The sequence below is a fragment of the Serratia sp. EC4 genome, assembly GCF_059652115.1.
Genome location: NZ_JBNIDE010000001.1, coordinates 1199045 through 1223971, shown reverse-complemented (window position 1 = coordinate 1223971; position 24927 = coordinate 1199045). Strand labels below are relative to the sequence as shown.

Sequence of the window (24927 nt, the reverse complement as noted above, 5' to 3'; positions counted from 1 at the left end):
GCCATGCCGCGGCGCGGCGTTTTGATAGCGCTATCACAGATCTGCATGATAGCGCTTTGGTAGCGCTATCTTTGTGATATCCATCACTGTGTGGCCGGGAGGGGTTGATTAAAGTTTTACCGTCGTCGGTGAATTAATCACCGGCCGCAATCATCGATTCTCGGGAGGATAACGTGCTGAAAGAGTGGCTGACCGCCGATCATATACAGCTGTGCGAACGGGTGGAGGACTGGCGCCAGGCGGTAACGCTGAGCGCGCAGCCGCTGCTGCAAGACGGCGTGATTACGCCGAATTATCTGACGGCCATCTTTCATCAGCAGGAGACGCTCGGCCCTTACTTCGTCCTGGCGCCGGGCATCGCCATGCCACACGCCCGGCCCGAGGAGGGCGCCAACGCGCTGGGGTTATCGCTGTTGAAGATCCATCAGGGGGTGAACTTTCATTCCGCGGATAACGATCCGGTTCAGGTGGTGGTGACGCTTTCCGCGCCCGACGGCAACAGCCACATCGAATTGATTTCGCAACTGGCTGAATTATTTTCAGACAATCAGGCAATGGAGGCGTTATTTCACGCCAAAGATAAACGACAAATCGAGGATATTATCGCCCGCTATTAACGTTTAATCACCAGGAGCACGATTAATGCTAACAACGCCGGGAATATGACCGGCGGCGCTACCCTACACGCTAAATTCAACAGGTGGATATCATGAAAATCATGGCGATTTGCGGTTCCGGTCTCGGCAGCAGTTTTATGGTGGAAATGAATATTAAAAAGGTGCTGAAAAAAATGGGCGTGGAGGCCGAGGTCGAACACTCTGACCTGTCGTCGGCCACCCCCGGCGCAGCCGACGTGTTCGTGATGGCGAAAGACATCGCCGACAGCGCCAGCGTGCCGGCCGAGCAGTTGGTGGTGATCAGCAACATCATCGACATCAATGAGCTGGAAGCCAAGCTGCGCGCTTACTTCGAAGCCCACTCAATCCTCTGAATAAAACGATTGGCGAGGTGGATATGTTTATCCAGGAAACGCTTAAGTTTGTGGTGGATATATTAAAGGTGCCTTCGGTGCTGGTCGGGCTTATTGCGCTGATCGGTTTGCTGGCGCAAAAGAAATCCTTTTCCGACGTGGTGAAAGGCACGGTAAAAACCATTCTCGGCTTTATCGTTTTGGGCGGCGGCGCCACGGTATTGGTCGGGTCGCTCAATCCGTTGGGCGGCATGTTCGAACACGCATTTAATATTCAGGGCATCATTCCGAACAACGAAGCGATCGTCTCTATCGCGCTGGAGAAATACGGCGCTTCCACCGCCTTGATCATGGCGTTCGGCATGGTGGCGAACATCGTGGTGGCGCGCTTCACCCGGCTGAAATACATCTTCCTCACCGGCCACCACACCTTCTACATGGCCTGCATGATCGGCATCATCCTGACGGTGGCGGGCTTCGAGGGCGTGCAACTGGTGTTTACCGGCGCGTTGACCCTGGGGTTGGTGATGGCGTTCTTCCCGGCGATCGCCCAGCGCTATATGCGCCGCATCACTGGCAACGACGATATCGCTTTCGGCCACTTCGGCACCCTGGGCTATGTGCTGTCCGGCTGGATCGGCTCGAAGGTGGGTAAGAACTCGCGCTCGACCGAGGAGATGAACCTGCCGAAAAACCTCAGCTTCCTGCGCGACAGTTCCATTTCGATCTCGATGACCATGATCGTCATCTACCTGATCCTGGCGATCTGCGCCGGGCGGGCCTATGTGGAAAGCGAGCTCAGTGGCGGCCAGAACTACCTGGTGTATTCGATTATCCAGGCCATCACCTTCGCCGCCGGGGTGTTCATCATTCTGCAGGGCGTGCGCTTGATTCTGGCGGAGATCGTGCCGGCGTTCACCGGCTTCTCGGAAAAACTGGTGCCTAACGCGCGGCCGGCGCTGGATTGCCCGGTGGTTTATCCCTATGCCCCCAACGCGGTGCTGATCGGCTTCCTGTTCAGCTTCCTTGGCGGGTTGGCCGGGCTGTTCCTGCTGGGGCAACTGAAGATGGTGCTGATCCTGCCTGGCGTGGTGCCGCATTTCTTCACCGGCGCTACCGCCGGGGTGTTCGGCAACGCGACCGGCGGGCGGCGCGGCGCGATGCTGGGCGCCTTCGCCAACGGACTGCTGATCACCTTCCTGCCGGTGCTGCTGTTGCCGGTGCTGGGGGCGCTTGGTTTTGCCAACACCACCTTCTCTGACGCCGACTTCGGCGTGATCGGCATCCTGCTGGGCAATATGGCGCGCTTTATGTCGAAGGAGATGATCATGCTGGCGATCGTCGCCGTGTTCGCGCTGCTGGTGGCGCATAACTTCTTGAGAAAACGCAAAGGCGCGCCGGCCGCTGACCGCGTCGAGAAATAACGAGGGCAGATTGATGAACGACACAACGAGCGAAACGGAAATTGAAGAGCTGCGCACTCTGGCGCGCGCGATCCGTCTGGAAACGCTGAAAGCGCTGACCGGGCTGGGCTTCGGCCACTACGGCGGCTGCATGTCGGTGGTGGAGACGCTGGCGGTGCTGTACGGCGGCGTGATGCGCATCGATCCGGCGGACCCGGACTGGCCGGAGCGCGATGACTTCGTGCTGTCGAAAGGGCACGCCGGCCCGGCGCTGTACAGCACGCTGGCGATCAAGGGCTACTTCCCGCTGGCGGAACTGAAGACCCTCAATCAGAACGGCACGCGCCTGCCGAGCCACCCGGACCGGCTGCGCACGCGCGGCGTGGACGCCACCACCGGCTCACTGGGGCAGGGCGTGTCGATCGCCGCCGGCATGGCGTTATCCCATCGGCTGGCGGGGCGGCGCAACCGGGTGTTCAGCATCCTCGGCGACGGAGAGCTGAATGAAGGGCAGTGCTGGGAGGCGTTCCAGTTTATCGCCCACCACAACCTGAACAACCTGACGCTGTTTATCGATTACAACAAGCAACAGCTGGACGGCGCGCTGGACGAGGTGATCCAACCGTTCGATCTGGCCGCCAAGTTCCGCGCCTTCGGCTTTGAGGTGCAAACCATCAAGGGCGACGACATCGCGGCGCTGCTGGCGGCGGTAGCGCCGGCGCGCGGCGGCGAACAGCGGCCGCTGGCGATCGTGCTCGACAGCATCAAGGGACAGGGCGTGACCTATCTGGAAAACCTGTCGAACTCACACCACCTGCGCCTGACGCCGGACGTGCAGCTGGAGATCGAAAAAGCCATCGCCGAACTGGAGGCCGCCCATGTTTAACGTAGTGACGCAGTTGGAAAACGACGCCGTCGAAATGCGCAAAGTCTACGCCGGCGCGGTGCGGCGGCAGATTGAGGCGGGCGCGCCGATCATCGCGCTGGAGGCGGATTTGATGAGCTCGATGGCGATGGACGGCGTGCACAAGGATCACCCGCAGCACGTGATCAACTGCGGCATCATGGAGGCCAACGTGATCGGCGTCGCCGCCGGGCTGTCGCTTACCGGCCGGGTGCCGTTCGTGCATACCTTCACCGCCTTCGCCAGCCGCCGCTGTTTCGATCAGCTGTTCATGTCGCTGGATTACCAGCGCAACAACGTCAAGGTGATCGCTTCCGACGCCGGGGTAAGCGCCTGCCACAACGGCGGCACCCACATGTCGTTCGAGGACATGGGCATTGTGCGCGGGCTGGCGCATTCGGTGGTGCTGGAAGTGACCGACGCCACCATGTTCGCCGACGTTCTGCGCCAACTGATGGATCTGCGCGGCTTCTACTGGGTGCGCACCATTCGCAAGCAGGCGACGCGCATCTACCAGGAAGGCTCGCGCTTTACCATCGGCAAGGGCAACCTGCTGCGCGATGGCGACGACGTCACGCTGATCGCCAACGGCATCATGGTGGCGGAGGCGCTGAAGGCGGCGGAGATGCTGGCGCGGCAGGGCGTCAGCGCGGCGGTGATCGATATGTTCACCCTCAAGCCTATCGACCGTGAACTGATCAAAACCTACGCGGCCAAGACCGGACGCATCGTCACCTGTGAGAACCACAGCATTCATAACGGGCTGGGATCGGCGGTGGCGGAGGTGCTGGCGGAGGAGTGCCCGACGCCGATGCGGCGCGTGGGAGTGAAGGAGCGTTACGGCCAGGTGGGCACCCAGGCGTTTTTACAGCAGGAGTATGGCCTGACCGCCGAACATATTCTGGAGGCCGCCGGGCAATTACTGGCGCGTTAGGGAACGCAAAAGAAAAGCGCCGGTCAATGACCGGCGCTTTTTTATCGCTCAACCTGAAGAATATCAGGCCTTGGCGGCAGCGTCAGCCTGGGAAGACTGGATCGCCGTCAGCGCAACGGTGTAGACGATATCGTCAACCAGTGCGCCGCGCGACAGGTCGTTCACCGGCTTGCGCATGCCTTGCAGCATCGGCCCGATGGAGACCAGGTCAGCGGAACGCTGTACCGCTTTGTAGGTGGTGTTGCCGGTGTTCAGATCCGGGAAGATGAACACGGTCGCCTGGCCGGCCACCGGTGAGTTCGGCGCCTTGGACTTGGCAACGTCGGCCATGATGGCGGCGTCGTACTGCAGAGGGCCGTCGATGATCAGGTCCGGGCGTTTTTCCTGCGCCAGACGGGTCGCTTCGCGCACTTTCTCGACGTCGCTGCCTGCACCGGAGTTGCCGGTGGAGTAGGAGATCATCGCCACGCGCGGCTCGATGCCGAAGGCCGCGGCGGAATCCGCAGACTGGATGGCGATTTCAGACAACTGCTCGGCGGTCGGATCCGGGTTGATCGCGCAGTCGCCGTAGACCAGTACCTGGTCAGGCAACAGCATGAAGAACACGGAGGACACCAGCGAGCTGCCCGGCGCGGTTTTGATCAGCTGCAACGGCGGACGGATAGTGTTGGCGGTGGTGTGAACCGCGCCGGACACCAGTCCGTCGACTTCGCCTTGTTCCAGCATCAGGGTGCCGAGCACCACGTTGTCTTCCAGCTGCTCGCGCGCGACCACTTCGGTCATGCCCTTGCTCTTGCGCAGCTCAACCAGACGCGGCACGTAGTTTTCACGCACGGCGACCGGATCGACGATTTCGATGCCTTTGCCCAGCTCAACGCCTTGCGCCGCCGCGACGCGCTGGATCTCGTCAGGGTTGCCGAGCAGCACGCATTCCGCGATGCCGCGTTCGGCACAGATGGCCGCCGCTTTCACGGTGCGCGGCTCGTCGCCTTCCGGCAGCACGATGCGCTTGCCGGCTTTACGCGCCAGCTCGGTCAGCTCGTAACGGAACGCCGGTGGAGACAGGCGACGTGAACGTTCGGAGGTGGCGGTCAGCGAATCGATCCACTCGGTGCTGATGTGGCTGGCCACGTAGTTCTGCACTTTCTCGATGCGCTGGTGGTCGTCCGCAGGCACTTCGAGGTTGAAGCTCTGCAGGCTCAGCGAGGTCTGCCAGGTGTTGGTGTCGACCATGAACACCGGCAGGCCGGTCTGGAAGGCGCGTTCGCACAGCTTCTTGATCGGCTCGTCGATGGCGTAGCCGCCGGTTAGCAGGATGGCGCCGATTTCCACGCCGTTCATCGCCGCCAGGCAGGCGGAGACCAGCACGTCAGGACGGTCTGCGGAGGTCACCAGCAGGGAGCCTGGGCGGAAGTGTTCCAGCATGTGCGGGATGCTGCGCGCACAGAAGGTCACGGACTTCACGCGGCGGGTCATGATGTCGCCTTCGTTGACCACGCGGGCCTTCAGGTGGCGAGCCATGTCGATGGCGCGGGTGGCGATCAGATCGAAGCTCCACGGCACACAGCCCAGAACCGGCAGCGGGCTGTTGGCGAACAGCTGCGCAGGATCGACGTGGGCGATGCTGGCTTTGGTGGAGTCGTCGAAGATTTCGGACAGGTCAGGACGGGTGCGGCCCTGATCGTCGACCGGCGCGTTCAGCTTGTTGATGATCACGCCGGTGATGTTTTTGTTCTTGCTGCCGCCGAAGCTGGTGCGCGCCAGTTCGATGCGCTCTTTCAGCTGCGCCGGGGAGTCGTTGCCCAGCGCCAGCACGAAGACGATCTCGGCGTTCAGGGTTTTGGCGATCTCGTAGTTCAGCGCGTTGGCGAACTGGTGTTTGCGGGTCGGCACCAGGCCTTCGATCAGCACCACTTCCGCGTCTTTGGTGTTCTCGTGGTAGCGCGCCACGATCTCTTCCATCAGCACGTCTTGCTGGTTGGAGCTCAGCAGGCCTTCAACGTAATCCATGCGCAGCGGTTCGGCCGCCGGGATAGTGGAGTTGCTGCGGATGATGGTGGTGGTCTGGTCGAGCGCGTTGTCGCCGGTGCGCGGTTGAGCGATAGGCTTGAACACGCTCAGACGAACGCCTTTTTGCTCCATGGAGCGGATGACACCCAGGCTGACGCTGGTCAAGCCGACGCTGGTGCCGGTGGGGATCAACATAATAGTACGTGACACAGAATAGTCCTCTTCACGATTAACATGAGGCTAAAACAACACCGTCAGCCTGGGCTGACGGTGTTTTGAGAGCATTACGCGGTCAGGCGGGATGCGTCCTGCGCGATGACCAACTCTTCGTTGGTCGGGATCACCAGCGCCAGGCGGCTGCCGTCTTTGGTGATGGCGCCGGATTTGCCGAAGCGAGCGGCCATGTTGCGGTCGTGGTCGATTTCGAAGCCCAGCAGGCCCAGTTTGTTCAGGGTCAGCTCGCGCACCATGCCGGCGTTCTCGCCGATGCCGCCGGTGAAGATCACCGCGTCCAGACGGCCTTCCATCAGCGCGCTGTAGGCGCCGACGTATTTGGCCAGACGGTGGCAGAACACGTCCATGGCGCGTTTGGCGTCGGCTTTGCTGTCGTAGTTGTCTTCAACGTAACGGCAGTCGCTGGTGACTTCGGTCAGGCCCAGCAGGCCGGATTCTTTGGTCAGCATCTTGTTGATCTGGTCAACGCTCATGCCCAGAGAATCGTGCAGGTGGAAGATGATAGCCGGATCGATGTCACCGCTGCGGGTGCCCATGACCAGGCCTTCCAGAGGGGTCAGACCCATGGAGGTGTCAACGCACTGGCCGTTGCGCACTGCGGTGACGGAACCGCCGTTGCCCAGGTGGCAAGTGATCACGTTCACTTCTTCCACCGGCTTGTTCAGCATCTTCGCGGCTTCCTGAGTCACGTAGAAATGGCTGGTGCCGTGTGCGCCGTAGCGGCGAACGCCGTGGTCGCGGTACAGGCTGTACGGCAGGGCGTACAGGTAAGATTCTTCCGGCATGGTTTGGTGGAACGCGGTGTCGAACACGGCAACGTTCTTGTCAGCCAGGTGAGGGAAGGATTTCAGCGCTTCCGCGATGCCGATCAGGTGAGCTGGGTTGTGCAGTGGTGCAAACGGCACGGAATCTTTGATACCCTGCAGAACTTCGTCGTTGATCACGGCGGAGGCGGTGAACTTCTCGCCGCCGTGCACGATGCGGTGGCCGATAGCGGTCAGCTGCGCGGAAAGCTCTGGTTTTTGTGCCAGAATAGTATTAACAATGAAGTTCAGCGCTTCGCTGTGTGCAGCGCCGGCCCCCAGGGCAGCTTCGTGTTTGGCGCCGTCCATTTTCCACTTGATGCGAGCTTCAGGCAGGTGGAAACACTCGGCCAAACCGGAGAGGAATTCGTCGCCGTTAACGGCATCGATGATGGCGAATTTCAGAGAAGAACTGCCGCAGTTAAGAACCAGTACTAGCTTACTCGACATGGAAGTACCTACTTAAATAGTCGTGTTGTTAAAAGAAAATCGAACACACGTGGTGAATTAATCGTCAATCAGACAACAAGCGTAGCGCATAGTGCCGATGACATTTATGATTAACATCATGTGAAGTGCACAAATCACAGGATGATGGAAAAACCGATGATTTCTCTGCGGTTTAAATAATCTTGATTTTTATAGGGCTAAAAGTTGACAAAATTTACGTCATCTTCTACCGGCCACAAGGCCGGCTTAGGATACCGATAGCCCGGTGCAAACACAAAATAAATTTAAAGCTTCAAATTTTTTAGTATGGTCTCTGGCAGCACGCTTTTAGTTTCTTTACGTGACGTTGAGGTACGCAATGACGAGCAAACCGTCCGGTTCCGTAAGCTGGTTTCAGGTCTTCCAGCGCGGGCAGCATTATATGAAAACCTGGCCGTCAGACAAACGTCTGGCACCGGTCTTTCCGGAGAACCGCGTTGCGCGTGCCACCCGTTTCGCTATCCGTTTCATGCCGCCGTTGGCGATTTTCACGCTGACCTGGCAGATCGCGCTCGGCGGCCAATTGGGCCCGGCGATCGCCACCGCGCTGTTCGCCTGCAGCCTGCCGATGCAGGGCTTGTGGTGGCTGGGGCGCCGTTCTGTCACGCCGCTGCCGCCGACGCTGCTGCAATGGTTCCATGAGGTGCGCAACAAGCTGACGGAAGCCGGACAGGCGGTGGCGCCGCTCGAAGGCACGCCGACCTATCAAACGTTGGCTGATTTGCTCAAGCGCGCCTTCAAGCAGCTGGACAAAACCTTCCTCGACGATCTGTAAATGAAAAAAGGCCGCGTTGTGCGGCCTTTTTCGTCTAAGCGCCAATAACCCCGGTTTAAATCAAAGAACGGTCGAGTTGTGATTTCCTGCGTTCTTGCGCTGTGCGATGCTCCCGCCATCACACAGAAATGAGGAAATCCTGATGGAAATGACCAACGCCCAGCGGCTGATCCTGTCGAATCAGTACAAGATGATGACCTTGCTCGATCCGGACAACGGCGATCGTTATCGCCGGTTGCAAACCATCGTCGAACGCGGCTTCGGTTTGCAAATGCGCGAGCTGGATCGCGACTTCGGCGAACTGAGCGAAGAGGTGTGCCGCACCATCATCAACGTGATGGAAATGCATCATGCGCTGCAGGTTTCCTGGGGCAACCTGAAAGAGAAGCAGGATCTGGACGAGCGCCGCCTGGCGTTCCTCGGCTTCGACGCCGCGACCGAGGCGCGCTACCTGAGTTACGTGCGTTTTCTGGTCAGCACCGAGGGGCGCTATACTCACTTTGATTCCGGCAGCCACGGTTTTAACGCCCAGACCAAAATGTGGGAAAAATACCAGCGTATGCTGGCGATCTGGTTGGCCTGTCCGCGCCAGTATCACTTGAGCGCCGTTGAGATAGCGCAAATCATCAATGCTTGATTAAGAAGAGGTTTTCTGTGGAGTGTAAGGGTTTTCTGTTCGATCTTGATGGCACCCTGGTGGATTCGCTGCCGGCGGTAGAGCGCGCCTGGACGCACTGGGCCGAGCGCCGCGGCGTCGACCCGCAAGCGGTGCTGGACTTCATTCACGGTAAACAGGCCATTACTTCTCTGCGCCACTTTATGCCGGGCGAAAGCGAAGCGGAAATTCAGCGCGAATTCCAATTGCTGGAGCAGGTGGAAGCGCAGGATACCGATGGCGTTCGCGCGCTGCCGGGCGCGATTGCGTTGCTGGAGCGCCTGAACGCGCTCGGCATCCCTTGGGCGATCGTCACCTCCGGTTCGGTGCCGGTGGCCGGCGCTCGCCGCCAGGCCGGCGGTTTGCCGCAGCCGGCGGTGTTCATCACCGCCGAGCAGGTTAAACATGGCAAGCCGCAGCCCGACGCCTATCTGCTGGGCGCCGAGCGCCTGGGGTTGGCGCCGCACGAGTGCGTAGTGGTCGAAGACGCGCCGGCCGGCATTCTCTCCGGCCTGGCGGCGGGTTGCCAGGTGATTGCGGTCAACGCCCCGGCCGATGCGCCGAAGCTCGAGCAGGTCGACCTGCGGCTGGATTCGCTGGCGCAGATCGCCGTCGATAAAACGGCGCAGGGCGCGATCGTTCGCCGGCGGGTTTAAGCGGCATTATCTTCACCCTAATTGATTAGACCCCGCTTCGGCGGGGTTTTTTTATGCTATTTTTTAGACCCTTGGACATTTGCCGGATGAGGCCGTTTTGAACAGCGAATTACTGTGGGTGCTGAGTTTACTGCTGATTGCCATCGTGCTGTTTACCACCAACAAGCTGCGGATGGACGTGGTGGCGCTGTTGGTGATCATCGCTTTCGTGCTGAGCGGCACGCTCAGCTTGCAGGAGGCGACGGTCGGTTTCAGCGATCCCAATGTGATTTTGATCGCCGCGCTGTTCGTGATCGGCGAAGGGCTGGTGCGCACCGGCGTGGCTTATCAGGTGGGCGACTGGCTGGTGAAAGTGGCCGGCAGCAGCGAAACCAAAATGTTGATGCTGCTGATGGTGACGGTCGCCGGATTGGGGGCATTTATGAGCTCGACCGGCGTGGTGGCGATCTTTATCCCGGTGGTGCTCAGCGTGACGGCGAGAATGAAGATCGCGCCGGGGCGGCTGATGATGCCGCTCAGCTTCGCCGGGCTGATCAGCGGCATGATGACGCTGGTGGCCACGCCGCCCAACATGGTGGTCAACAGCGAACTGGTGCGTGAAGGCATCCATGGTTTCGGTTTCTTCAGCGTGACGCCCATTGGCCTGGCGGTGCTGGCGCTGGGCGTCGGTTACATGCTGATCGCCCGGCGTTGGCTGGGCAGCGGCGACACGGGCAAAGCCGGCGACGACTGGCAGCGCCGCACCTTCCGTGACCTGATTCGCGATTACAAGCTTACCGGCCGCGCGCGGCGGTTGGCTGTCCGCAGCGCTTCGCCGCTGATCGGGCGTTCGCTGGACGAGCTGCACCTGCGCGCGCGCTATGGCGCCAACGTGGTGGGCATCGAGCGCTGGAAACGCTTCCGGCGGGTGATGGTCAGCGCCTCCGGCAGCACCGAGCTGCGCGAGGGCGACGTCCTCTTGATCGACATGTCGGACAGCCAGGTCGATCTGCGCGAATTCTGCGGCGAGCAGCGGCTGGAGCCGATGGTGCTGCGCGGCGATTACTTCTCGGAACAGTCGCGCAACGTCGGCATGGCCGAAGTGTCGCTGATCCCGGACTCGGCGCTGCTGGGCAAAAGCCTGCGCGAAGCGGCGTTCCGCAGTCGCTACGATCTGAACGTGGTGGGCATCCGCCGCCACGGCGAGACGCTGGGCGGCAAGTTGGTGGACGAGCCGCTGGAACTGGGCGACATCTTGCTGGTGATCGGCGATTGGAAGGCGATTCGTCAGCTGCAGGCCAAAACCCACGACTTTATCGTGCTCAATCTGCCGGCCGAGGTGGACGAAGTGGCGCCGGCCATCACGCAGGCGCCGCATGCGCTGTTTTGCCTGGCGCTGATGGTGGCGATGATGCTGACCGACGAAATCCCCAACCCGATCGCGGCGCTGATAGCCTGTTTGCTGATGGGCAAGTTCCGCTGCATCGATATGGAGAGCGCCTATAAATCGATCCATTGGCCGAGCATTATTTTGATCGTTGGCATGATGCCGTTCGCGCAGGCGCTGCAAAAGACCGGCGGGGTGGATCTGATCGTCAGCGGGCTGATGGACGTCGCCGGCGGCGCGGGGCCGCGCGTGATGCTGCTGTGCCTGTTCGTCTTGTGCGCCACCATCGGCCTGTTTATTTCCAATACCGCGACGGCGGTGCTGATGGCGCCGATCGCCATCGCCGCCGCGCGCGAAATGGGGGTATCGCCATACCCGTTCGCGATGATTATCGCCGTCGCCGCGTCCGCCGCCTTTATGACGCCGGTTTCTTCACCGGTCAATACGCTGGTTCTCGGGCCGGGCAATTACAAGTTCGGCGATTTCGTACGGCTCGGCGTGCCGTTCACCCTGTTGGTGATGGCGGTCAGCGTGATTGTGGTGCCGTGGCTCTACGGTTTTTAACGGCGCAGCGAGGCTGCGCCGGCGGGGTTACAGCGAGCTGTCGAGGCTGATTTCGTCCAATGACAGACTGAAACTGGGAATGAACACTTCCATGAAGTAGTCCATTTCCGGGCTGCGGCGCTGTTCCAGGGTTTTATCCAGCCGCGCCTTGGCCAGGGTAAATTCGTTGTTGCCGGCAGACAGCTCCTCCAGGCATTTCAGGTAGGCGCATAATGCGTCCGCCTGCTTTACCACCTGCTTTTCATCTTCGCTGTAATAGTGCTCATCGAGAATGGTGCGGAAATCGTTGCGCAGTTCCGCGGGGATCATGTCCAGCAGCTTTTGCTGGGCGATCTTTTCGATCTTCTTGTACTCGTGGGCGATCTGCGGATTGTAGTACTTGATCGGCGTCGGCATGTCGCCGGTGATCACTTCGCTGGCGTCGTGATACATCGCCAGCAGCGCAACCCGGTCGGCGTTGAGATTGCCGTTGAACTTGCGGTTCTTGATCACCGCCAACGCGTGGGCGACAAAAGCCACCTGCAGACTGTGTTCGGAGACGTTCTCGGTGCGCACGTTGCGCATCAGTGGCCAGCGGTTGATCAGTTTCAGGCGGGACAGATGGGCGAAGAAATGGCTCTGGCTCATGGTGCTCTCTTTAACGGCAAGTGAGGCCCCCATTGTGAAGCAGTGACGGCGAATTTTGCAACCGGGCAATGAGAGAAGGGCGCAGCAAGGCGCTGCGCCCCAGGCGATTACTGATGGTAGCCTTCAAGGAAGCGGCCCAGCTTGCCGACCGCCATTTCCAGCTCGTCTACGCGCGGCAGGGTGACGATGCGCACATGATCCGGGTAGGGCCAGTTGAATGCGGTCCCCTGCACCAGCAGCACTTTTTCCTGCAGCAGCAGATCCAGCACCAGTTTCTGGTCGTCATGGATATTGAAGCGTTTGGCATCGATGCGCGGGAACATGTACAGCGCGCCCTGCGGCTTCACGCATGAGACGCCCGGAATGTCATTGAGCAGTTCCCAGGTGCGGTTGCGCTGTTCGTACAGACGGCCGCCGGGCTGAATGAATTCGCTGATGCTTTGATAACCGCCCAGCGCGGTCTGAATGGCGTGCTGCATCGGCACGTTGGCGCACAGGCGCATCGAAGCCAGCATCTCCAGCCCTTCGATATAGCCTTTGGCGTGCTTCTTCGGCCCGTTGAGCACCATCCAGCCCTGGCGGAAGCCCGCCACGCGGTAGGTTTTCGACAGGCCGTTGAAGGTCACGGTCAGCAGATCCGGCGCCAGCGCAGCGATCGAATGATGCTCCGCTTCGTCATACAGGATCTTGTCGTAGATCTCGTCGGCGAAGATGATCAGGTTGTGTTGGCGGGCGATCTCGACGATCTGTTCCAGCAGCGCTTTGCTGTACACCGCGCCGGTTGGGTTGTTCGGGTTGATGATCACGATGCCGCGGGTGCGCGGGGTGATCTTGCTGATGATGTCGTCCAGATCCGGGAACCAGCCGGCCTGCTCATCGCACAGGTAGTGCACGGCTTTGCCGCCGGACAGCGAGACCGCGGCGGTCCACAACGGATAGTCCGGCGCCGGCACCAGCATTTCGTCGCCGCTGTTGAGCAGCGCCTGCATGGATTGAACGATCAGCTCCGAGACGCCGTTGCCAATGTAGATATCCTCAACGGTCACGTCACGCATGTTGCGCGCCTGATAGTGCTGCATGATCGCTTTACGCGCCGAGAAGAGGCCCTTGGAGTCGGAGTAGCCTTGCGCCGTGGGCAGATTGCGGATCACGTCGACCAGGATTTCGTCCGGGGCGTCGAAACCGAACGGGGCAGGGTTGCCGATGTTCAGTTTCAGGACTTTGTTGCCTTCTTCTTCAAGACGTTTAGCTTCTTTAAGCACCGGGCCGCGAATGTCATAGCAGACGTTGTCCAGTTTGCTGGATTTCTCAATGGGGGACATAAAAAGTTGAGCCTTTTGCTGGGATAGGGGCGCTCCTACCGTGGGACGCCGCAACCCGCCCAATGTACTCCTGGCGTAGTTGCTTTTGAAGGGTTTTGCACGCCTTTGGTGCAAATGCATGTCGTAACGGGGGATTTTAGTTATGATAAGCAAAGGTAAAGTTATTTTGTAGTTCATAATTTCATGAACTATAATTTTACTAGGGTTTTGTTCTGTAAAATTACGTGTCGATAAACGAGACGTGTCGGCGATCGCGGCCGGCAGCAGTGAACTGATAAGCCGAAAGTGAGAATAGGCTTCAATAAACTGTAAAGGAACGATAATACCGGAGTTGTCTGATAGCGGGTTGCCGGTTAGCGCACCACACTAAAAAAATGGCATATTTACATTAGCTTTACTTTATATTTCAGCTTAAGCATTGTTTATGTGGTTATAGGATTATTATTTAAAGTAAAAATCTTACTGATTGAATTTATTAAATTCATTGAGTGATAACACGACGTTGGTGCCGTTAATTATTTATTTTTCTTACTCTGTAATGCAGCCTGAACGCCGGTTGATAAGGATTCTCAGTAGCACGAATGGAGTGGAAATTAGGCAGTATCAATGAGTAAAATCTCAGGTTCGGTGGGGGTTTTCCCTTTCCACCGGTATTCAGTCTCCCGCGTTCTATAAGCACCATCGATAGATCGCATTTTAAAAAGCGATAGAGGTAACGAATCATAAGTAATTTTTTTGCCCTCCACTTATGAGTGGGGTACTGTCATAACAGGCTCCGTCCTTTTCAACGGCGTCTGAGAAACACACCAGGGTAGTAGTTCGTAAATTAGAATTTAAAAAAGTGAAGAATACACTATGACAACTGCAAATCGTCCGATACTTAATCTCGACCTCGATCTGCTAAGAACCTTTGTTGCGGTTGCTGATTTGAATACCTTCGCGGCGGCGGCTGTTGCCGTTTGCCGTACGCAATCAGCCGTCAGCCAACAAATGCAGCGATTAGAGCAACTGGTCGGCAAAGAACTGTTTGCCCGCCATGGGCGCAACAAACTCCTGACTGAGCATGGTATTCAGCTTCTCGGTTATGCCAGGAAGATCCTGCGCTTTAACGACGAAGCCTGTACCTCGCTGATGTACAACAATATTAAAGGTGTTCTGACCATCGGCGCTTCCGACGACACCGCCGATACCATTCTGCCTTTCCTGTTGAACCGCGTGACCGCCATCTATCCGAAGCTGGCCATTGACGTGCGCGTAAAGCGCAGCACGACGATGGTCGATCTGCTGGAAGAGGGGGAGATCGATCTGGCGGTGACCACGGCCGATCCGGCCGGGCACCCGCACATCGTGCTGCGTACGTCGCCGACGCTGTGGTACTGCGCTGCCGATTATCACTATCAGGCCGGCGAACCTATCCCGCTGGTGGTGATGGATGAACCAAGCCCGTTCCGCGCGCTGGCGATCAAACAGTTGGACGAAGCCGGTATCCCGTGGCGTATCGCCTACGTCGCCTCCACGCTGTCCGCGGTGCGGGCGGCCTGTAAGGCCGGCCTGGGCGTGACCGCGCGGCCGATCGAGATGATGAGCCCCGATCTGCGGGTGCTGGGCGCGGTGGAAGGTTTGCCGCCGCTGCCGGATACCCAGTATGCGCTGTGCAAAAACGCGCAGTGCAGCAACGAACTGGCCATGGCCATCTTCAGCGCGATGCAGGGCGGCGATGACGGCTATGGCTTCAACGGCGCGGAAGCCGGTCTCCAGGGCGATCAGGATGATGCCAGCCTGGTGGACGAAGAAGAATAACGCCGCGGCGTGATATCTGATGAAAAACCTCTGCTTCGGCGGAGGTTTTTTTTGGCCGTTTTTTGATGATTTCTACTGTTATAGAGGTTTAAGTGTGATTTTGTTATGAGTTGTCTGTTTTATTAACTTTTAAGCGTTGCTGAAAAGAGAGTTTGACCGGATTTAAGATGCTGGGTTTGTTTTTTGCACAATAAGATTGAATGAGTTAAAGGCATGGTAATAGCAGGGTTATTTTGTTAGCTTATGGCGGTCGTTTTTGCGGCTTAATTTGAGGAAAATTGTTAAAGGGCCACACTTTTTTTGAGGATTTATGCTGAAAACGTGTCCTGGATCAAAAAAATACCCCTAGGTAGTGAGTGGAAGAACAGGGAATTCCTGAGACAATGGTATAGTAAAACTGAAATGTGCATGTTGGTTTATATCTATCTGTTTCTACACAAAAATTAACTGACACGATTTAGCCTGTCCCTGGCGCATCAAATGTTAATCAAATGATACGTATGTAAACTAGTGTGTAGATACTTTTGTCAAAGTTGACAAAAGGTTATAGAAAGGAGTAAAAAGCCCACAGAAAAACGCTGCCTAACTCGCTGTAAAAGCAGTTTGTTTGTGTGGTTATTTATCCTTCCCTTAAATCGATGTGGCGCACTAACTGCCGGTGACAAGAGCAGTGCGATCGACGCCACTTTTGATGAGTAAGCATAGAGTATGTCAACAACCACTGAAGTTATCGCTCATCACTGGGCGCTCGCCGTATTTCTCGTCGTGGCTATCGGGCTTTGCGGCTTAATGCTGCTGGGTGCGTTCTTCTTGGGCGGGAGAGCCCGGGCGCGCGCCAAACACACCCCGTTTGAATCAGGTATCGACTCGGTCGGCACGGCGCGCATGCGCTTGTCCGCCAAGTTCTACCTGGTGGCCATGTTCTTCGTTATTTTCGACGTTGAAGCCTTATACCTGTATGCCTGGTCGGTCTCGATTCGCGAGAGCGGCTGGGTGGGCTTTATCGAAGCCGCCATTTTCATTTTGGTGCTATTGGCCGGTCTGGTTTATCTGGTGCGCATCGGCGCGTTGGATTGGACTCCGGCGCGTTCCCAACGCCGCAGCAAACCGAGCACGATCACTAACACCAACAGTCATCCGCAGTAACAGCGAGGCATTAAGATGGACTATACGCTCACCCGCATAGACCCGAACGGTGAGAACGACCGTTATCCCCTGCAAAAACAGGAGATCGTCGCCGATCCCCTGGAACAACAGGTTCACCGCACGGTTTACATGGGTAAACTCGAACATGCGCTGCATGACATGGTGAACTGGGGGCGTAAAAACTCTATTTGGCCGTATAACTTCGGCCTTTCGTGCTGTTACGTGGAGATGGTGACGTCGTTTACCGCCGTTCACGACGTGGCGCGTTTCGGTGCGGAAGTGTTGCGCGCCTCCCCGCGTCAGGCTGACCTGATGGTGGTAGCCGGGACCTGCTTCACCAAAATGGCCCCGGTCATCCAGCGCCTGTACGAGCAGATGCTGGAGCCTAAGTGGGTGATCTCGATGGGCGCTTGCGCCAACTCCGGCGGCATGTACGACATCTATTCCGTGGTGCAGGGCGTGGACAAGTTCCTGCCGGTCGACGTGTACATTCCCGGCTGCCCACCGCGTCCGGAAGCCTACATGCAAGCGCTGATGCTGCTGCAGGAATCCATTGGCAAAGAACGTCGCCCGCTGTCGTGGGTTGTCGGCGATCAGGGCGTTTACCGCGCCAATATGCAGTCTGAAAGAGAGCGTAAACACGGCGAGCGCATCGCGGTGACCAACCTCCGGACGCCTGACGAGATTTAAGACGTTCATTTAACGTCCATCTTAGTGCGCTATTGGTTAACACAGCGAAAAGTGAAACTTGCGGCGAATAACCCTTTAGTGTGGTGAAAAAAAATTATGACAGATTTGACGACGCACGACGCCTTGCCTGCCTGGCAGACCCGAGATCACCTTGACGACCCGGTGATCGGCGAACTGCGCAACCGTTTTGGGCCGGAAGCCTTTACTGTTCAGGCCACTCGTACCGGCATGCCCGTGGTATGGGTTAAACCTGACCAGTTACTGGAAGTAATGACGTTCCTGAGAAAACAGCCGAAGCCGTATGTCATGCTGTTCGATCTGCATGGCGTGGATGAACGCCTTCGCACCCACCGCGACGGCCTGCCCGCTGCGGATTTCTCCGTTTTCTACCATCTGATCTCCATCGAGCGCAACCGCGACATCATGCTGAAGGTGGCGCTGTCTGAAAAAGACCTGCACGTGCCGACGGCGACCAAGGTGTTCCCGAACGCCAACTGGTACGAGCGCGAAACCTGGGAAATGTTCGGCATCACCTTCGACGGCCATCCGCACCTGTCGCGCATCATGATGCCGCAGACCTGGGAAGGGCACCCGCTGCGCAAGGACTACCCGGCGCGCGCCACTGAATTCGATCCTTTCGTGCTGACCAAGCAGAAAGAAGATCTGGAAATGGAAGCGCTGACCTTCAAGCCGGAAGACTGGGGCATGAAGCGCGGCACCGAGAACGAAGACTTCATGTTCCTCAACCTCGGCCCGAACCACCCGTCCGCGCACGGTGCGTTCCGCATCATTCTGCAGCTGGACGGCGAAGAGATCGTCGACTGCGTGCCGGATATCGGCTATCACCACCGCGGCGCCGAGAAGATGGGCGAGCGTCAATCCTGGCACAGCTACATCCCGTACACCGACCGCATCGAGTACCTCGGCGGCTGCGTGAACGAAATGCCTTACGTGTTGGCGGTCGAGAAGCTGGCCGGCATCAAGGTGCCCGAGCGCGTCGACACCATCCGCGTGATGCTGTCCGAGCTGTTCCGCATCAACAGCCACCTGCTGTACATCTCCACCTTCATTCAGGACGTCGGCGCGATGACCCCGGTGTTCTTCGCCTTTACCGATCGTCAGAAAATCTACGATCTGGTGGAAGCGATCACCGGTTTCCGTATGCACCCGGCCTGGTTCCGCATCGGCGGCGTCGCGCACGATCTGCCGCGCGGCTGGGATCGCCTGCTGCGTGAATTCCTCGACTGGATGCCGAAGCGTCTGGACTCCTACGTGAAAGCGGCGCTGAAGAACAGCATCCTGAAAGGCCGCTCCATCGGCGTCGCGTCTTACAACGCCAAAGAAGCGCTGGAGTGGGGCGTGACCGGCGCCGGCCTGCGCGCGACCGGCGTGGAGTTCGACGTGCGTAAATGGCGTCCGTACTCCGGCTACGAGAACTTCGACTTCGAAGTGCCGGTCGGCGACGGCACCAGCGACTGCTACACCCGCGTGATGCTGAAGGTGGAAGAACTGCGCCAGAGCCTGCGCATCCTCGAACAGTGCCTGAACAACATGCCGGAAGGCCCGTTCAAGGCCGATCACCCGCTGACTACGCCGCCGCCGAAAGAGCGCACGCTGCAGCACATTGAAACGCTGATCACCCACTTCCTGCAGGTTTCCTGGGGCCCGGTGATGCCAGCCAACGAATCATTCCAGATGATTGAAGCCACCAAAGGGATCAACAGCTACTACCTGACCAGCGACGGCAGCACCATGAGCTATCGCACCCGGGTACGTACGCCGAGCTTTGCGCACCTGCAGCAGATCCCATCGGTCATCCGAGGCAGCCTGGTTTCCGACCTGATCGTCTATCTGGGTAGTATCGATTTTGTAATGTCAGATGTGGACCGCTAACTATGCATGATCAAAAAGACAATCACGCAGTCAACGATGCGCTCGAGCCCATCAATGCAGCCGCTCCTCAGAGCGGCGTTGATGCATTTGTACTGAGCGCGGAAGAACGTGATGCGATCGAGCACGAAAAGCACCATTACGAGGATCCGCGCGCCGCGTCCATCGAAGCACTGAAAATTGTGCAGAAGCAGCGCGGTTGGGTTCCGGACGGTGCGATTTACGCCATCGCGGAAGTGCTGGGCATCCCCGCCAGCGACGTAGAAGGCGTGGCCACGTTCTACAGCCAGATTTTCCGTCAGCCAGTAGGACGTCACGTGATCCGTTATTGTGACAGCGTTGTTTGTCACATCACCGGTTACCAGGGCATTCAGGCCGCTATCGAGAAGAAGCTGAACATCAAGCCTGGTCAAACTACCTTTGATGGCCGCTTCACGCTGTTGCCGACCTGCTGTCTGGGCAACTGCGATAAAGGGCCGACCATGATGATTGACGAGGACACTCACAGTCAGCTGAAGCCTGAAGATATCGAGACGCTACTGGAGCAGTATCAATGACCAAGCACATTGTACGCACTCCCGAAACGCATCCGCTGACCTGGCGTCTGCGCGATGACAAGCAGCCGCTGTGGCTGGACGAATACCGCAGCAAAAACGGCTATGCCGGCGCAGAGAAGGCCCTCAAAGGCCTGGCCCCGGACGAGATCGTCGGCTTGGTGAAAGATTCCGGGCTGAAGGGCCGCGGCGGCGCGGGCTTCTCCACCGGTTTGAAGTGGAGCCTGATGCCGAAGGACGAATCCATGAACATCCGTTACCTGCTGTGTAACGCCGATGAGATGGAGCCGGGCACTTACAAAGACCGCCTGCTGATGGAGCAGCTGCCGCATCTGCTGGTGGAAGGCATGCTGATCTCCGCGTTCGCGCTGAAAGCCTACCGCGGGTACATCTTCCTGCGCGGCGAGTACATCGAAGCGGCGGCGCACCTGCGTCGCGCTATCGCGGAAGCCACCGAAGCCGGCTATCTGGGCAAGAACATTCTCGGCACCGGATTTGATTTCGAGCTGATCGTGCACACCGGCGCCGGCCGTTACATTTGCGGCGAAGAAACCGCGCTGATCAACTCGCTGGAAGGCCGCCGCGCCAACCCGCGCTCCAAGCCGCCATTCCCGGCCAGCGCCGGCGTCTGGGGCAAGCCAACCTGCGTCAACAACGTCGAAACGCTGTGCAACGTGCCGGCCATTTTGGCGAACGGCGTGGAGTGGTACACCGGCATCTCCGGCAGTGAAGACAAAGGCACCAAGCTGATGGGCTTCTCCGGCCGGGTGAAAAATCCTGGCGTCTGGGAACTGCCGTTCGGCACCACCGCGCGCGAAATCCTGGAAGACTACGCCGGCGGCATGCGCGACGGTCTGCGTTTCAAAGCCTGGCAGCCGGGCGGCGCGGGCACCGACTTCCTGACCGCCGATCACCTCGATCTGCCGATGGAATACGGCGCGATCGGCAAAGCCGGCAGCCGTCTCGGCACCGCGTTGGCGATGGCGGTTGACCACGAGATCGGCATGGTGCCGCTGGTGCGCAACCTGGAAGAGTTCTTCGCCCGCGAGTCCTGCGGCTGGTGTACGCCTTGCCGCGATGGCCTGCCGTGGAGCGTGAAGATCCTGCGCGCGTTGGAAAACGGTGAAGGGCAGCCGGGGGATATCGAAACCCTCGAACAGCTGTGCCGTTCCCTCGGCCCGGGCAAAACCTTCTGCGCCCACGCGCCAGGTGCCGTAGAGCCACTGCAAAGCGCGATTAAATATTTCCGTGAAGAGTTCGAGGCGGGTATCGCCGTGCAGCACTTCGGCAACGCCCATGCGATTGGCGGCATTCAGCCGAACAATCTGCTGAAGCAACGCTGGTAAGCCGACTCGCCCGAACACGGCCAGAATTTTTGATTAACGCCTGCCGCAAGGCAGGCCACTTGGAAGCATGCTGACTATGGCTACGATTCATGTAGACGGCAAAGAGTATGAGGTAGACGGGGCGGACAACCTGCTGCAGGCTTGTCTCTCCCTCGGCCTTGATATTCCTTACTTTTGCTGGCATCCGGCGCTGGGAAGCGTCGGCGCTTGCCGCCAATGTGCGGTAAAGCAATACCAAAACGCGGAAGATACGCGCGGCCGTTTGGTGATGTCCTGTATGACCCCGGCATCCGATGGCACCTTCATCTCCATCGATGACGGCGAAGCGAAGCAGTTCCGTGAAAGCGTGGTCGAGTGGTTGATGACCAACCACCCGCACGATTGCCCGGTCTGTGAGGAAGGCGGTAACTGTCACCTGCAGGATATGACGGTAATGACCGGCCACAGCTTCCGCCGCTACCGCTTCACCAAGCGCACCCACAACAACCAGGAGCTGGGGCCGTTTATCTCGCACGAGATGAACCGCTGCATCGCCTGCTATCGCTGCGTGCGTTACTACAAAGACTATGCGGATGGCACCGACTTCGGCGTGTACGGCGCGCACGACAACGTCTACTTTGGTCGCCCGGAAAGCGGCACGCTGGAAAGCGAGTTCTCCGGCAACCTGGTGGAAGTGTGCCCGACCGGCGTCTTCACCGACAAAACGCACTCCGAACGCTACAACCGTAAATGGGACATGCAGTTCGCGCCGAGCATTTGCCAGCAGTGCAGCATCGGCTGTAATACCAGCCCGGGCGAGCGCTATGGCGAGCTGCGCCGTATCGAAAACCGTTACAACGGCAGCGTGAACCACTACTTCCTGTGCGACCGCGGCCGTTTCGGTTACGGCTACGTCAACCAGAAAGATCGTCCGCGTCAACCGCAGCAGCTGCGCGGCGATGACTGGATCACCCTGAACGCCGAGCAGGCGATGCAGGGCGCGGCGGACATCCTGCGCCAGGCGAAGAAAACCATCGGCATCGGCTCCCCGCGCGCCAGCCTGGAAAGCAACTTCGCACTGCGCGAGCTGGTCGGCGCCGAGAACTACTACACCGGTATCGCTCAGGCTGAGCAATCACGCCTGGCGCTGATGCTGAACGTGCTGAAAAACGGCGGCGTTCATACGCCGGCGCTGCGCGAGATCGAGGATTACGACGCGGTGCTGGTGCTGGGCGAAGACTTGACGCAAACCGGCGCGCGCATCGCGCTGTCCGTGCGTCAGGCCGTCAAGGGGAAAGCCCGCGCGATGGCGGCGGCGCAGCGCGTTGCCGACTGGCAGATCGCGGCGGTGCAGAACATCGGCCAGCACGCCAAGTACCCGCTGTTCACCACCAACGTCGACAACACCCGCTTGGACGACATCGCCGCCTGGAACTACCGCGCGCCGGTTGACGAGCAGGCGCGCTTCGGCTTCGCCATCGCTCACGCGCTGGACAGCGCAGCGCCGGCGGTGAACGGTCTGGCTGAAGGCCTGAACAAGAAAGTCGATATCATCGTGCAGGCGCTGACCGGCGCACGCAAACCGCTGATCATTACCGGCAGCAACGCCGGCAGCGAAGCCATCATCGAAGCGGCGGCCAACATCGCCAAAGCGTTGAAGGGCCGCGGTGCCGACGTCGGCATCACCTTCGTGGCGGGCGCAGCCAACAGCATGGGCCTGGCGATGATCGGCGGCGGTTCGCTCGATCAGGCGCTGGAACAGCTGGCGAGCGGCGCAGCCGACACCGCCATCGTGATGGAAAACGATCTCTATCGTCATGCGCCGGCGGCGCAGGTGGACGCGGCGTTGGCCAAGGTCAACAACCTGATCGTCGCCGACCACCAGCGCACCGCGATCATGGACAAAGCCAACCTGATCCTCTCCTCGGCCAGCTTCGCCGAGAGCGACGGTACGCTGATCAACCAGGAAGGCCGCGCGCAGCGCTTCTTCCAGGTGTACGATCCGGCTTACTACGACGACGCCAAGAAGAATCAGTTCACCGTGATGCTGGAAAGCTGGCGCTGGATGCACTCGCTGCACTCCACCTACACCAGCCGCCACGTGGACTGGACCCAGCTCGATGACGTGATCGCCGCTTGCGTCGCCGCGTTGCCGCAGCTGCAGGGCATCGTCGACGCCGCGCCGGACGCGACGTTCCGCATTCGCGGTCAGAAGCTGGCGCGTTCGCCGCACCGCTCCAGCGGCCGTACCGCCATGCGCGCCAACATCAGCGTGCACGAGCCGCGTCAGCCGCAGGATAAAGACACCATGTTCGCCTTCTCGATGGAAGGGAACAACAGCCCGCTGGCCGATCGTCAGCAGATCCCGTTCGCCTGGGCGCCAGGCTGGAACTCACCGCAGGCATGGAACAAGTTCCAGGCCGAAGTGGGCGGCAAACTGCGTCACGGCGATCCGGGCGTGCGCCTGATCGAAGCGGGGGAGGGCAGCCTCGGTTACTTCGATCGCGTGCCTGCCGCCTTCAATCCGAACGACGGCTGGCGTGTCGCGCCTTACTACCACCTGTTCGGCAGCGATGAAATGTCGCAGCGCTCTCACGTGATCCAGCAGCGTATGCCGGAGGCCTACGTGATGGTCAACCCGGCCGATGCGGCGACGCTTGGCGTCAACGCGGGCAGCCTGGTGGAGTTCAACTGCGCGGGCCAGACCCTGCGTCTGCCGGTGCGTCTGAGTGAAACCCTGACCCAGGGCCAGGTTGGTTTGCCGCTCGGCTTGCCAGGGATCCCGCCGATCTTGGTGGGTGCTAAGGTAGACAATCTGCGGGAGGCGGCACGATGAGCTGGTTTACCCCTGAGGTGATCGACATCTTGATCGCCATTCTTAAAGCGGTCGTGATCCTGTTGGTGGTCGTGGCGTGCGGGGCATTCATGAGCTTCGGCGAACGCCGTCTGCTCGGCCTGTTCCAGAACCGCTACGGACCGAACCGCGTAGGCTGGGGCGGCTCGCTGCAGCTGGTCGCCGACATGATCAAAATGTTCTTCAAGGAAGACTGGGTGCCGAGATTCTCCGACCGGGTGATCTTCACCCTGGCGCCGATGATCGCCTTTACTTCCCTGTTGCTGGCATTTGCCATCGTGCCGGTCAGCCCGACCTGGGCGGTGTCCGATCTCAACATCGGTATTCTGTTCTTCCTGATGATGGCCGGCCTGGCGGTGTACGCCGTGCTGTTCGCCGGATGGTCGAGCAACAACAAATACTCGCTGTTGGGCGCGATGCGTGCCTCCGCGCAAACCCTGAGCTACGAAGTGTTCATCGGCCTGTCGCTGATGGGCGTGGTGATGCAGGCGGATTCATTCAACATGCAGGCCATCGTTGAATCTCAGGCGCACGTCTGGAACGTCATTCCGCAGTTCTTCGGCTTCGTGACCTTCGCGATCGCCGGCGTGGCGGTGTGTCACCGTCACCCGTTTGACCAGCCGGAAGCCGAGCAGGAACTGGCTGACGGTTACCACATCGAATATTCCGGCATGAAGTTCGGTCTGTTCTTCGTGGGGGAATACATCGGTATCGTCACCGTGTCCGCCCTGATTGTGACGTTGTTCTTCGGCGGCTGGCAGGGTCCGTTCCTGCCGCCATTCATCTGGTTCGCGTTGAAAACGGCCTTCTTCATGATGATGTTCATCCTGATCCGCGCCGCGCTGCCGCGTCCGCGTTATGACCAGGTGATGTCCTTCGGCTGGAAAGTGTGCCTGCCGCTGACGCTGCTGAACCTGCTGGCAACCGCCGCGGTCATTTTGTACAACGCTCAATAA

Annotated in this window: 21 protein-coding genes; 17 read left to right on the top strand and 4 right to left on the bottom strand. The window is 59.1% G+C overall.

The genetic code is table 11. The annotated features are described in order from the left end of the window. The first annotated feature begins 173 nt into the window (after positions 1 to 173). The 5 genes from ACP39K_RS05710 (at position 174) to ACP39K_RS05690 (ending at position 4211) form a co-directional block, all read left to right on the top strand. Complete coding sequence (locus ACP39K_RS05710) at positions 174 to 617, top strand: PTS sugar transporter subunit IIA (protein ID WP_033639775.1); 444 nt, start codon at positions 174 to 176, stop codon at positions 615 to 617. Between the two features lie 92 nt (positions 618 to 709). Next, positions 710 to 991: a PTS sugar transporter subunit IIB gene (locus ACP39K_RS05705; RefSeq protein WP_015378585.1), complete on the top strand. Its 282-nt coding sequence runs from the start codon at positions 710 to 712 to the stop codon at positions 989 to 991. Between the two features lie 23 nt (positions 992 to 1014). Further along, complete coding sequence (locus ACP39K_RS05700; protein WP_016926891.1) at positions 1015 to 2394, top strand: PTS ascorbate transporter subunit IIC; 1380 nt, start codon at positions 1015 to 1017, stop codon at positions 2392 to 2394. Positions 2395 to 2407: 13 nt separating this feature from the next. Then, positions 2408 to 3259 carry a transketolase gene (locus ACP39K_RS05695; protein ID WP_033639778.1) on the top strand — a complete coding sequence of 284 codons (852 nt, stop codon included), beginning with the start codon at positions 2408 to 2410 and terminating at the stop codon, positions 3257 to 3259. Next, the gene (locus tag ACP39K_RS05690) at positions 3252 to 4211 is read left to right on the top strand and encodes a transketolase family protein (protein WP_089184851.1); all 960 of its coding nucleotides are present in this window, start codon (positions 3252 to 3254) and stop codon (positions 4209 to 4211) included. Before ACP39K_RS05695 ends, ACP39K_RS05690 begins: the two co-directional genes overlap by 8 nt. A 63-nt stretch (positions 4212 to 4274) precedes the next feature. Here ACP39K_RS05690 and pta read toward each other — a convergent pair whose 3' ends face one another. Beyond that, on the bottom strand, positions 4275 to 6431 hold the full coding sequence (pta, locus tag ACP39K_RS05685; protein ID WP_028127748.1) for a phosphate acetyltransferase: 2157 nt from the start codon (positions 6429 to 6431) through the stop codon (positions 4275 to 4277). Between the two features lie 74 nt (positions 6432 to 6505). Beyond that, a complete protein-coding gene (gene ackA / locus ACP39K_RS05680; RefSeq protein WP_004936063.1) occupies positions 6506 to 7708 on the bottom strand; it encodes an acetate kinase in 1203 nt (400 codons plus the stop codon). A gap of 358 nt (positions 7709 to 8066) precedes the next feature. Here ackA and yfbV point away from each other — a divergent pair, with 358 nt between their 5' ends. From yfbV to ACP39K_RS05660, 4 genes are all read left to right on the top strand, one after another. After that, a complete protein-coding gene (gene yfbV, locus ACP39K_RS05675) occupies positions 8067 to 8522 on the top strand; it encodes a terminus macrodomain insulation protein YfbV (protein WP_004936061.1) in 456 nt (151 codons plus the stop codon). Between the two features lie 142 nt (positions 8523 to 8664). Continuing rightward, positions 8665 to 9159, top strand: coding sequence for a YfbU family protein (locus ACP39K_RS05670; protein WP_016926898.1), 495 nt, complete (start codon positions 8665 to 8667; stop codon positions 9157 to 9159). A gap of 17 nt (positions 9160 to 9176) precedes the next feature. Next, a complete protein-coding gene (locus tag ACP39K_RS05665; RefSeq protein ID WP_033639780.1) occupies positions 9177 to 9833 on the top strand; it encodes a sugar phosphatase in 657 nt (218 codons plus the stop codon). Between the two features lie 79 nt (positions 9834 to 9912). After that, a complete protein-coding gene (locus tag ACP39K_RS05660; RefSeq protein ID WP_072009655.1) occupies positions 9913 to 11763 on the top strand; it encodes an SLC13 family permease in 1851 nt (616 codons plus the stop codon). Positions 11764 to 11790: 27 nt separating this feature from the next. On the opposite strand, the gene yfbR is transcribed toward ACP39K_RS05660, so the two are convergent. After that, positions 11791 to 12390, bottom strand: a complete 600-nt coding sequence (gene yfbR / locus ACP39K_RS05655; protein WP_015378582.1) for a 5'-deoxynucleotidase — start codon at positions 12388 to 12390, stop codon at positions 11791 to 11793. Between the two features lie 107 nt (positions 12391 to 12497). Then, positions 12498 to 13712 carry a pyridoxal phosphate-dependent aminotransferase gene (locus ACP39K_RS05650; RefSeq protein WP_004936047.1) on the bottom strand — a complete coding sequence of 405 codons (1215 nt, stop codon included), beginning with the start codon at positions 13710 to 13712 and terminating at the stop codon, positions 12498 to 12500. Positions 13713 to 14567: 855 nt separating this feature from the next. Here ACP39K_RS05650 and lrhA point away from each other — a divergent pair. From lrhA to nuoH, 8 genes are all read left to right on the top strand, one after another. After that, a complete protein-coding gene (lrhA, locus tag ACP39K_RS05645; RefSeq protein WP_028127747.1) occupies positions 14568 to 15512 on the top strand; it encodes a transcriptional regulator LrhA in 945 nt (314 codons plus the stop codon). Positions 15513 to 16220: 708 nt separating this feature from the next. After that, positions 16221 to 16658: an NADH-quinone oxidoreductase subunit NuoA gene (nuoA, locus tag ACP39K_RS05640; RefSeq protein ID WP_004936040.1), complete on the top strand. Its 438-nt coding sequence runs from the start codon at positions 16221 to 16223 to the stop codon at positions 16656 to 16658. Between the two features lie 15 nt (positions 16659 to 16673). Then, positions 16674 to 17348 (top strand): NuoB/complex I 20 kDa subunit family protein, encoded by a 675-nt coding sequence (locus ACP39K_RS05635; protein ID WP_004936039.1) that lies wholly within the window; start codon positions 16674 to 16676, stop codon positions 17346 to 17348. A gap of 96 nt (positions 17349 to 17444) precedes the next feature. Then, positions 17445 to 19241: an NADH-quinone oxidoreductase subunit C/D gene (nuoC, locus tag ACP39K_RS05630; protein WP_004936036.1), complete on the top strand. Its 1797-nt coding sequence runs from the start codon at positions 17445 to 17447 to the stop codon at positions 19239 to 19241. A 2-nt stretch (positions 19242 to 19243) separates the two neighbouring features. Continuing rightward, positions 19244 to 19795 carry an NADH-quinone oxidoreductase subunit NuoE gene (nuoE, locus tag ACP39K_RS05625; RefSeq protein WP_004936034.1) on the top strand — a complete coding sequence of 184 codons (552 nt, stop codon included), beginning with the start codon at positions 19244 to 19246 and terminating at the stop codon, positions 19793 to 19795. Next, the gene (nuoF, locus tag ACP39K_RS05620; RefSeq protein WP_015378579.1) at positions 19792 to 21138 is read left to right on the top strand and encodes an NADH-quinone oxidoreductase subunit NuoF; all 1347 of its coding nucleotides are present in this window, start codon (positions 19792 to 19794) and stop codon (positions 21136 to 21138) included. The genes nuoE and nuoF overlap by 4 nt, the downstream gene beginning before the upstream one ends. Positions 21139 to 21214: 76 nt before the next feature. After that, complete coding sequence (gene nuoG / locus ACP39K_RS05615) at positions 21215 to 23953, top strand: NADH-quinone oxidoreductase subunit NuoG (protein ID WP_497008355.1); 2739 nt, start codon at positions 21215 to 21217, stop codon at positions 23951 to 23953. Continuing rightward, positions 23950 to 24927: an NADH-quinone oxidoreductase subunit NuoH gene (gene nuoH, locus ACP39K_RS05610; RefSeq protein ID WP_004936022.1), complete on the top strand. Its 978-nt coding sequence runs from the start codon at positions 23950 to 23952 to the stop codon at positions 24925 to 24927. Before nuoG ends, nuoH begins: the two co-directional genes overlap by 4 nt.

What these genes read in the sequence shown, in the direction of transcription:
- ACP39K_RS05705 (WP_015378585.1), top strand. Translation starts at nt 710, where the DNA reads ATGAAAATCATGGCGATTTGCGGTTCCGGTCTCGGCAGCAGTTTTATG.
- ACP39K_RS05700 (WP_016926891.1), top strand. Translation starts at nt 1,015, where the DNA reads ATGTTTATCCAGGAAACGCTTAAGTTTGTGGTGGATATATTAAAGGTG.
- ACP39K_RS05695 (WP_033639778.1), top strand. Translation starts at nt 2,408, where the DNA reads ATGAACGACACAACGAGCGAAACGGAAATTGAAGAGCTGCGCACTCTG.
- ACP39K_RS05690 (WP_089184851.1), top strand. Translation starts at nt 3,252, where the DNA reads ATGTTTAACGTAGTGACGCAGTTGGAAAACGACGCCGTCGAAATGCGC.
- ackA (WP_004936063.1), bottom strand. Translation starts at nt 7,708, where the DNA reads ATGTCGAGTAAGCTAGTACTGGTTCTTAACTGCGGCAGTTCTTCTCTG.
- yfbV (WP_004936061.1), top strand. Translation starts at nt 8,067, where the DNA reads ATGACGAGCAAACCGTCCGGTTCCGTAAGCTGGTTTCAGGTCTTCCAG.
- ACP39K_RS05670 (WP_016926898.1), top strand. Translation starts at nt 8,665, where the DNA reads ATGGAAATGACCAACGCCCAGCGGCTGATCCTGTCGAATCAGTACAAG.
- yfbR (WP_015378582.1), bottom strand. Translation starts at nt 12,390, where the DNA reads ATGAGCCAGAGCCATTTCTTCGCCCATCTGTCCCGCCTGAAACTGATC.
- ACP39K_RS05650 (WP_004936047.1), bottom strand. Translation starts at nt 13,712, where the DNA reads ATGTCCCCCATTGAGAAATCCAGCAAACTGGACAACGTCTGCTATGAC.
- lrhA (WP_028127747.1), top strand. Translation starts at nt 14,568, where the DNA reads ATGACAACTGCAAATCGTCCGATACTTAATCTCGACCTCGATCTGCTA.
- nuoA (WP_004936040.1), top strand. Translation starts at nt 16,221, where the DNA reads ATGTCAACAACCACTGAAGTTATCGCTCATCACTGGGCGCTCGCCGTA.
- ACP39K_RS05635 (WP_004936039.1), top strand. Translation starts at nt 16,674, where the DNA reads ATGGACTATACGCTCACCCGCATAGACCCGAACGGTGAGAACGACCGT.
- nuoC (WP_004936036.1), top strand. Translation starts at nt 17,445, where the DNA reads ATGACAGATTTGACGACGCACGACGCCTTGCCTGCCTGGCAGACCCGA.
- nuoE (WP_004936034.1), top strand. Translation starts at nt 19,244, where the DNA reads ATGCATGATCAAAAAGACAATCACGCAGTCAACGATGCGCTCGAGCCC.
- nuoF (WP_015378579.1), top strand. Translation starts at nt 19,792, where the DNA reads ATGACCAAGCACATTGTACGCACTCCCGAAACGCATCCGCTGACCTGG.
- nuoG (WP_497008355.1), top strand. Translation starts at nt 21,215, where the DNA reads ATGGCTACGATTCATGTAGACGGCAAAGAGTATGAGGTAGACGGGGCG.
- nuoH (WP_004936022.1), top strand. Translation starts at nt 23,950, where the DNA reads ATGAGCTGGTTTACCCCTGAGGTGATCGACATCTTGATCGCCATTCTT.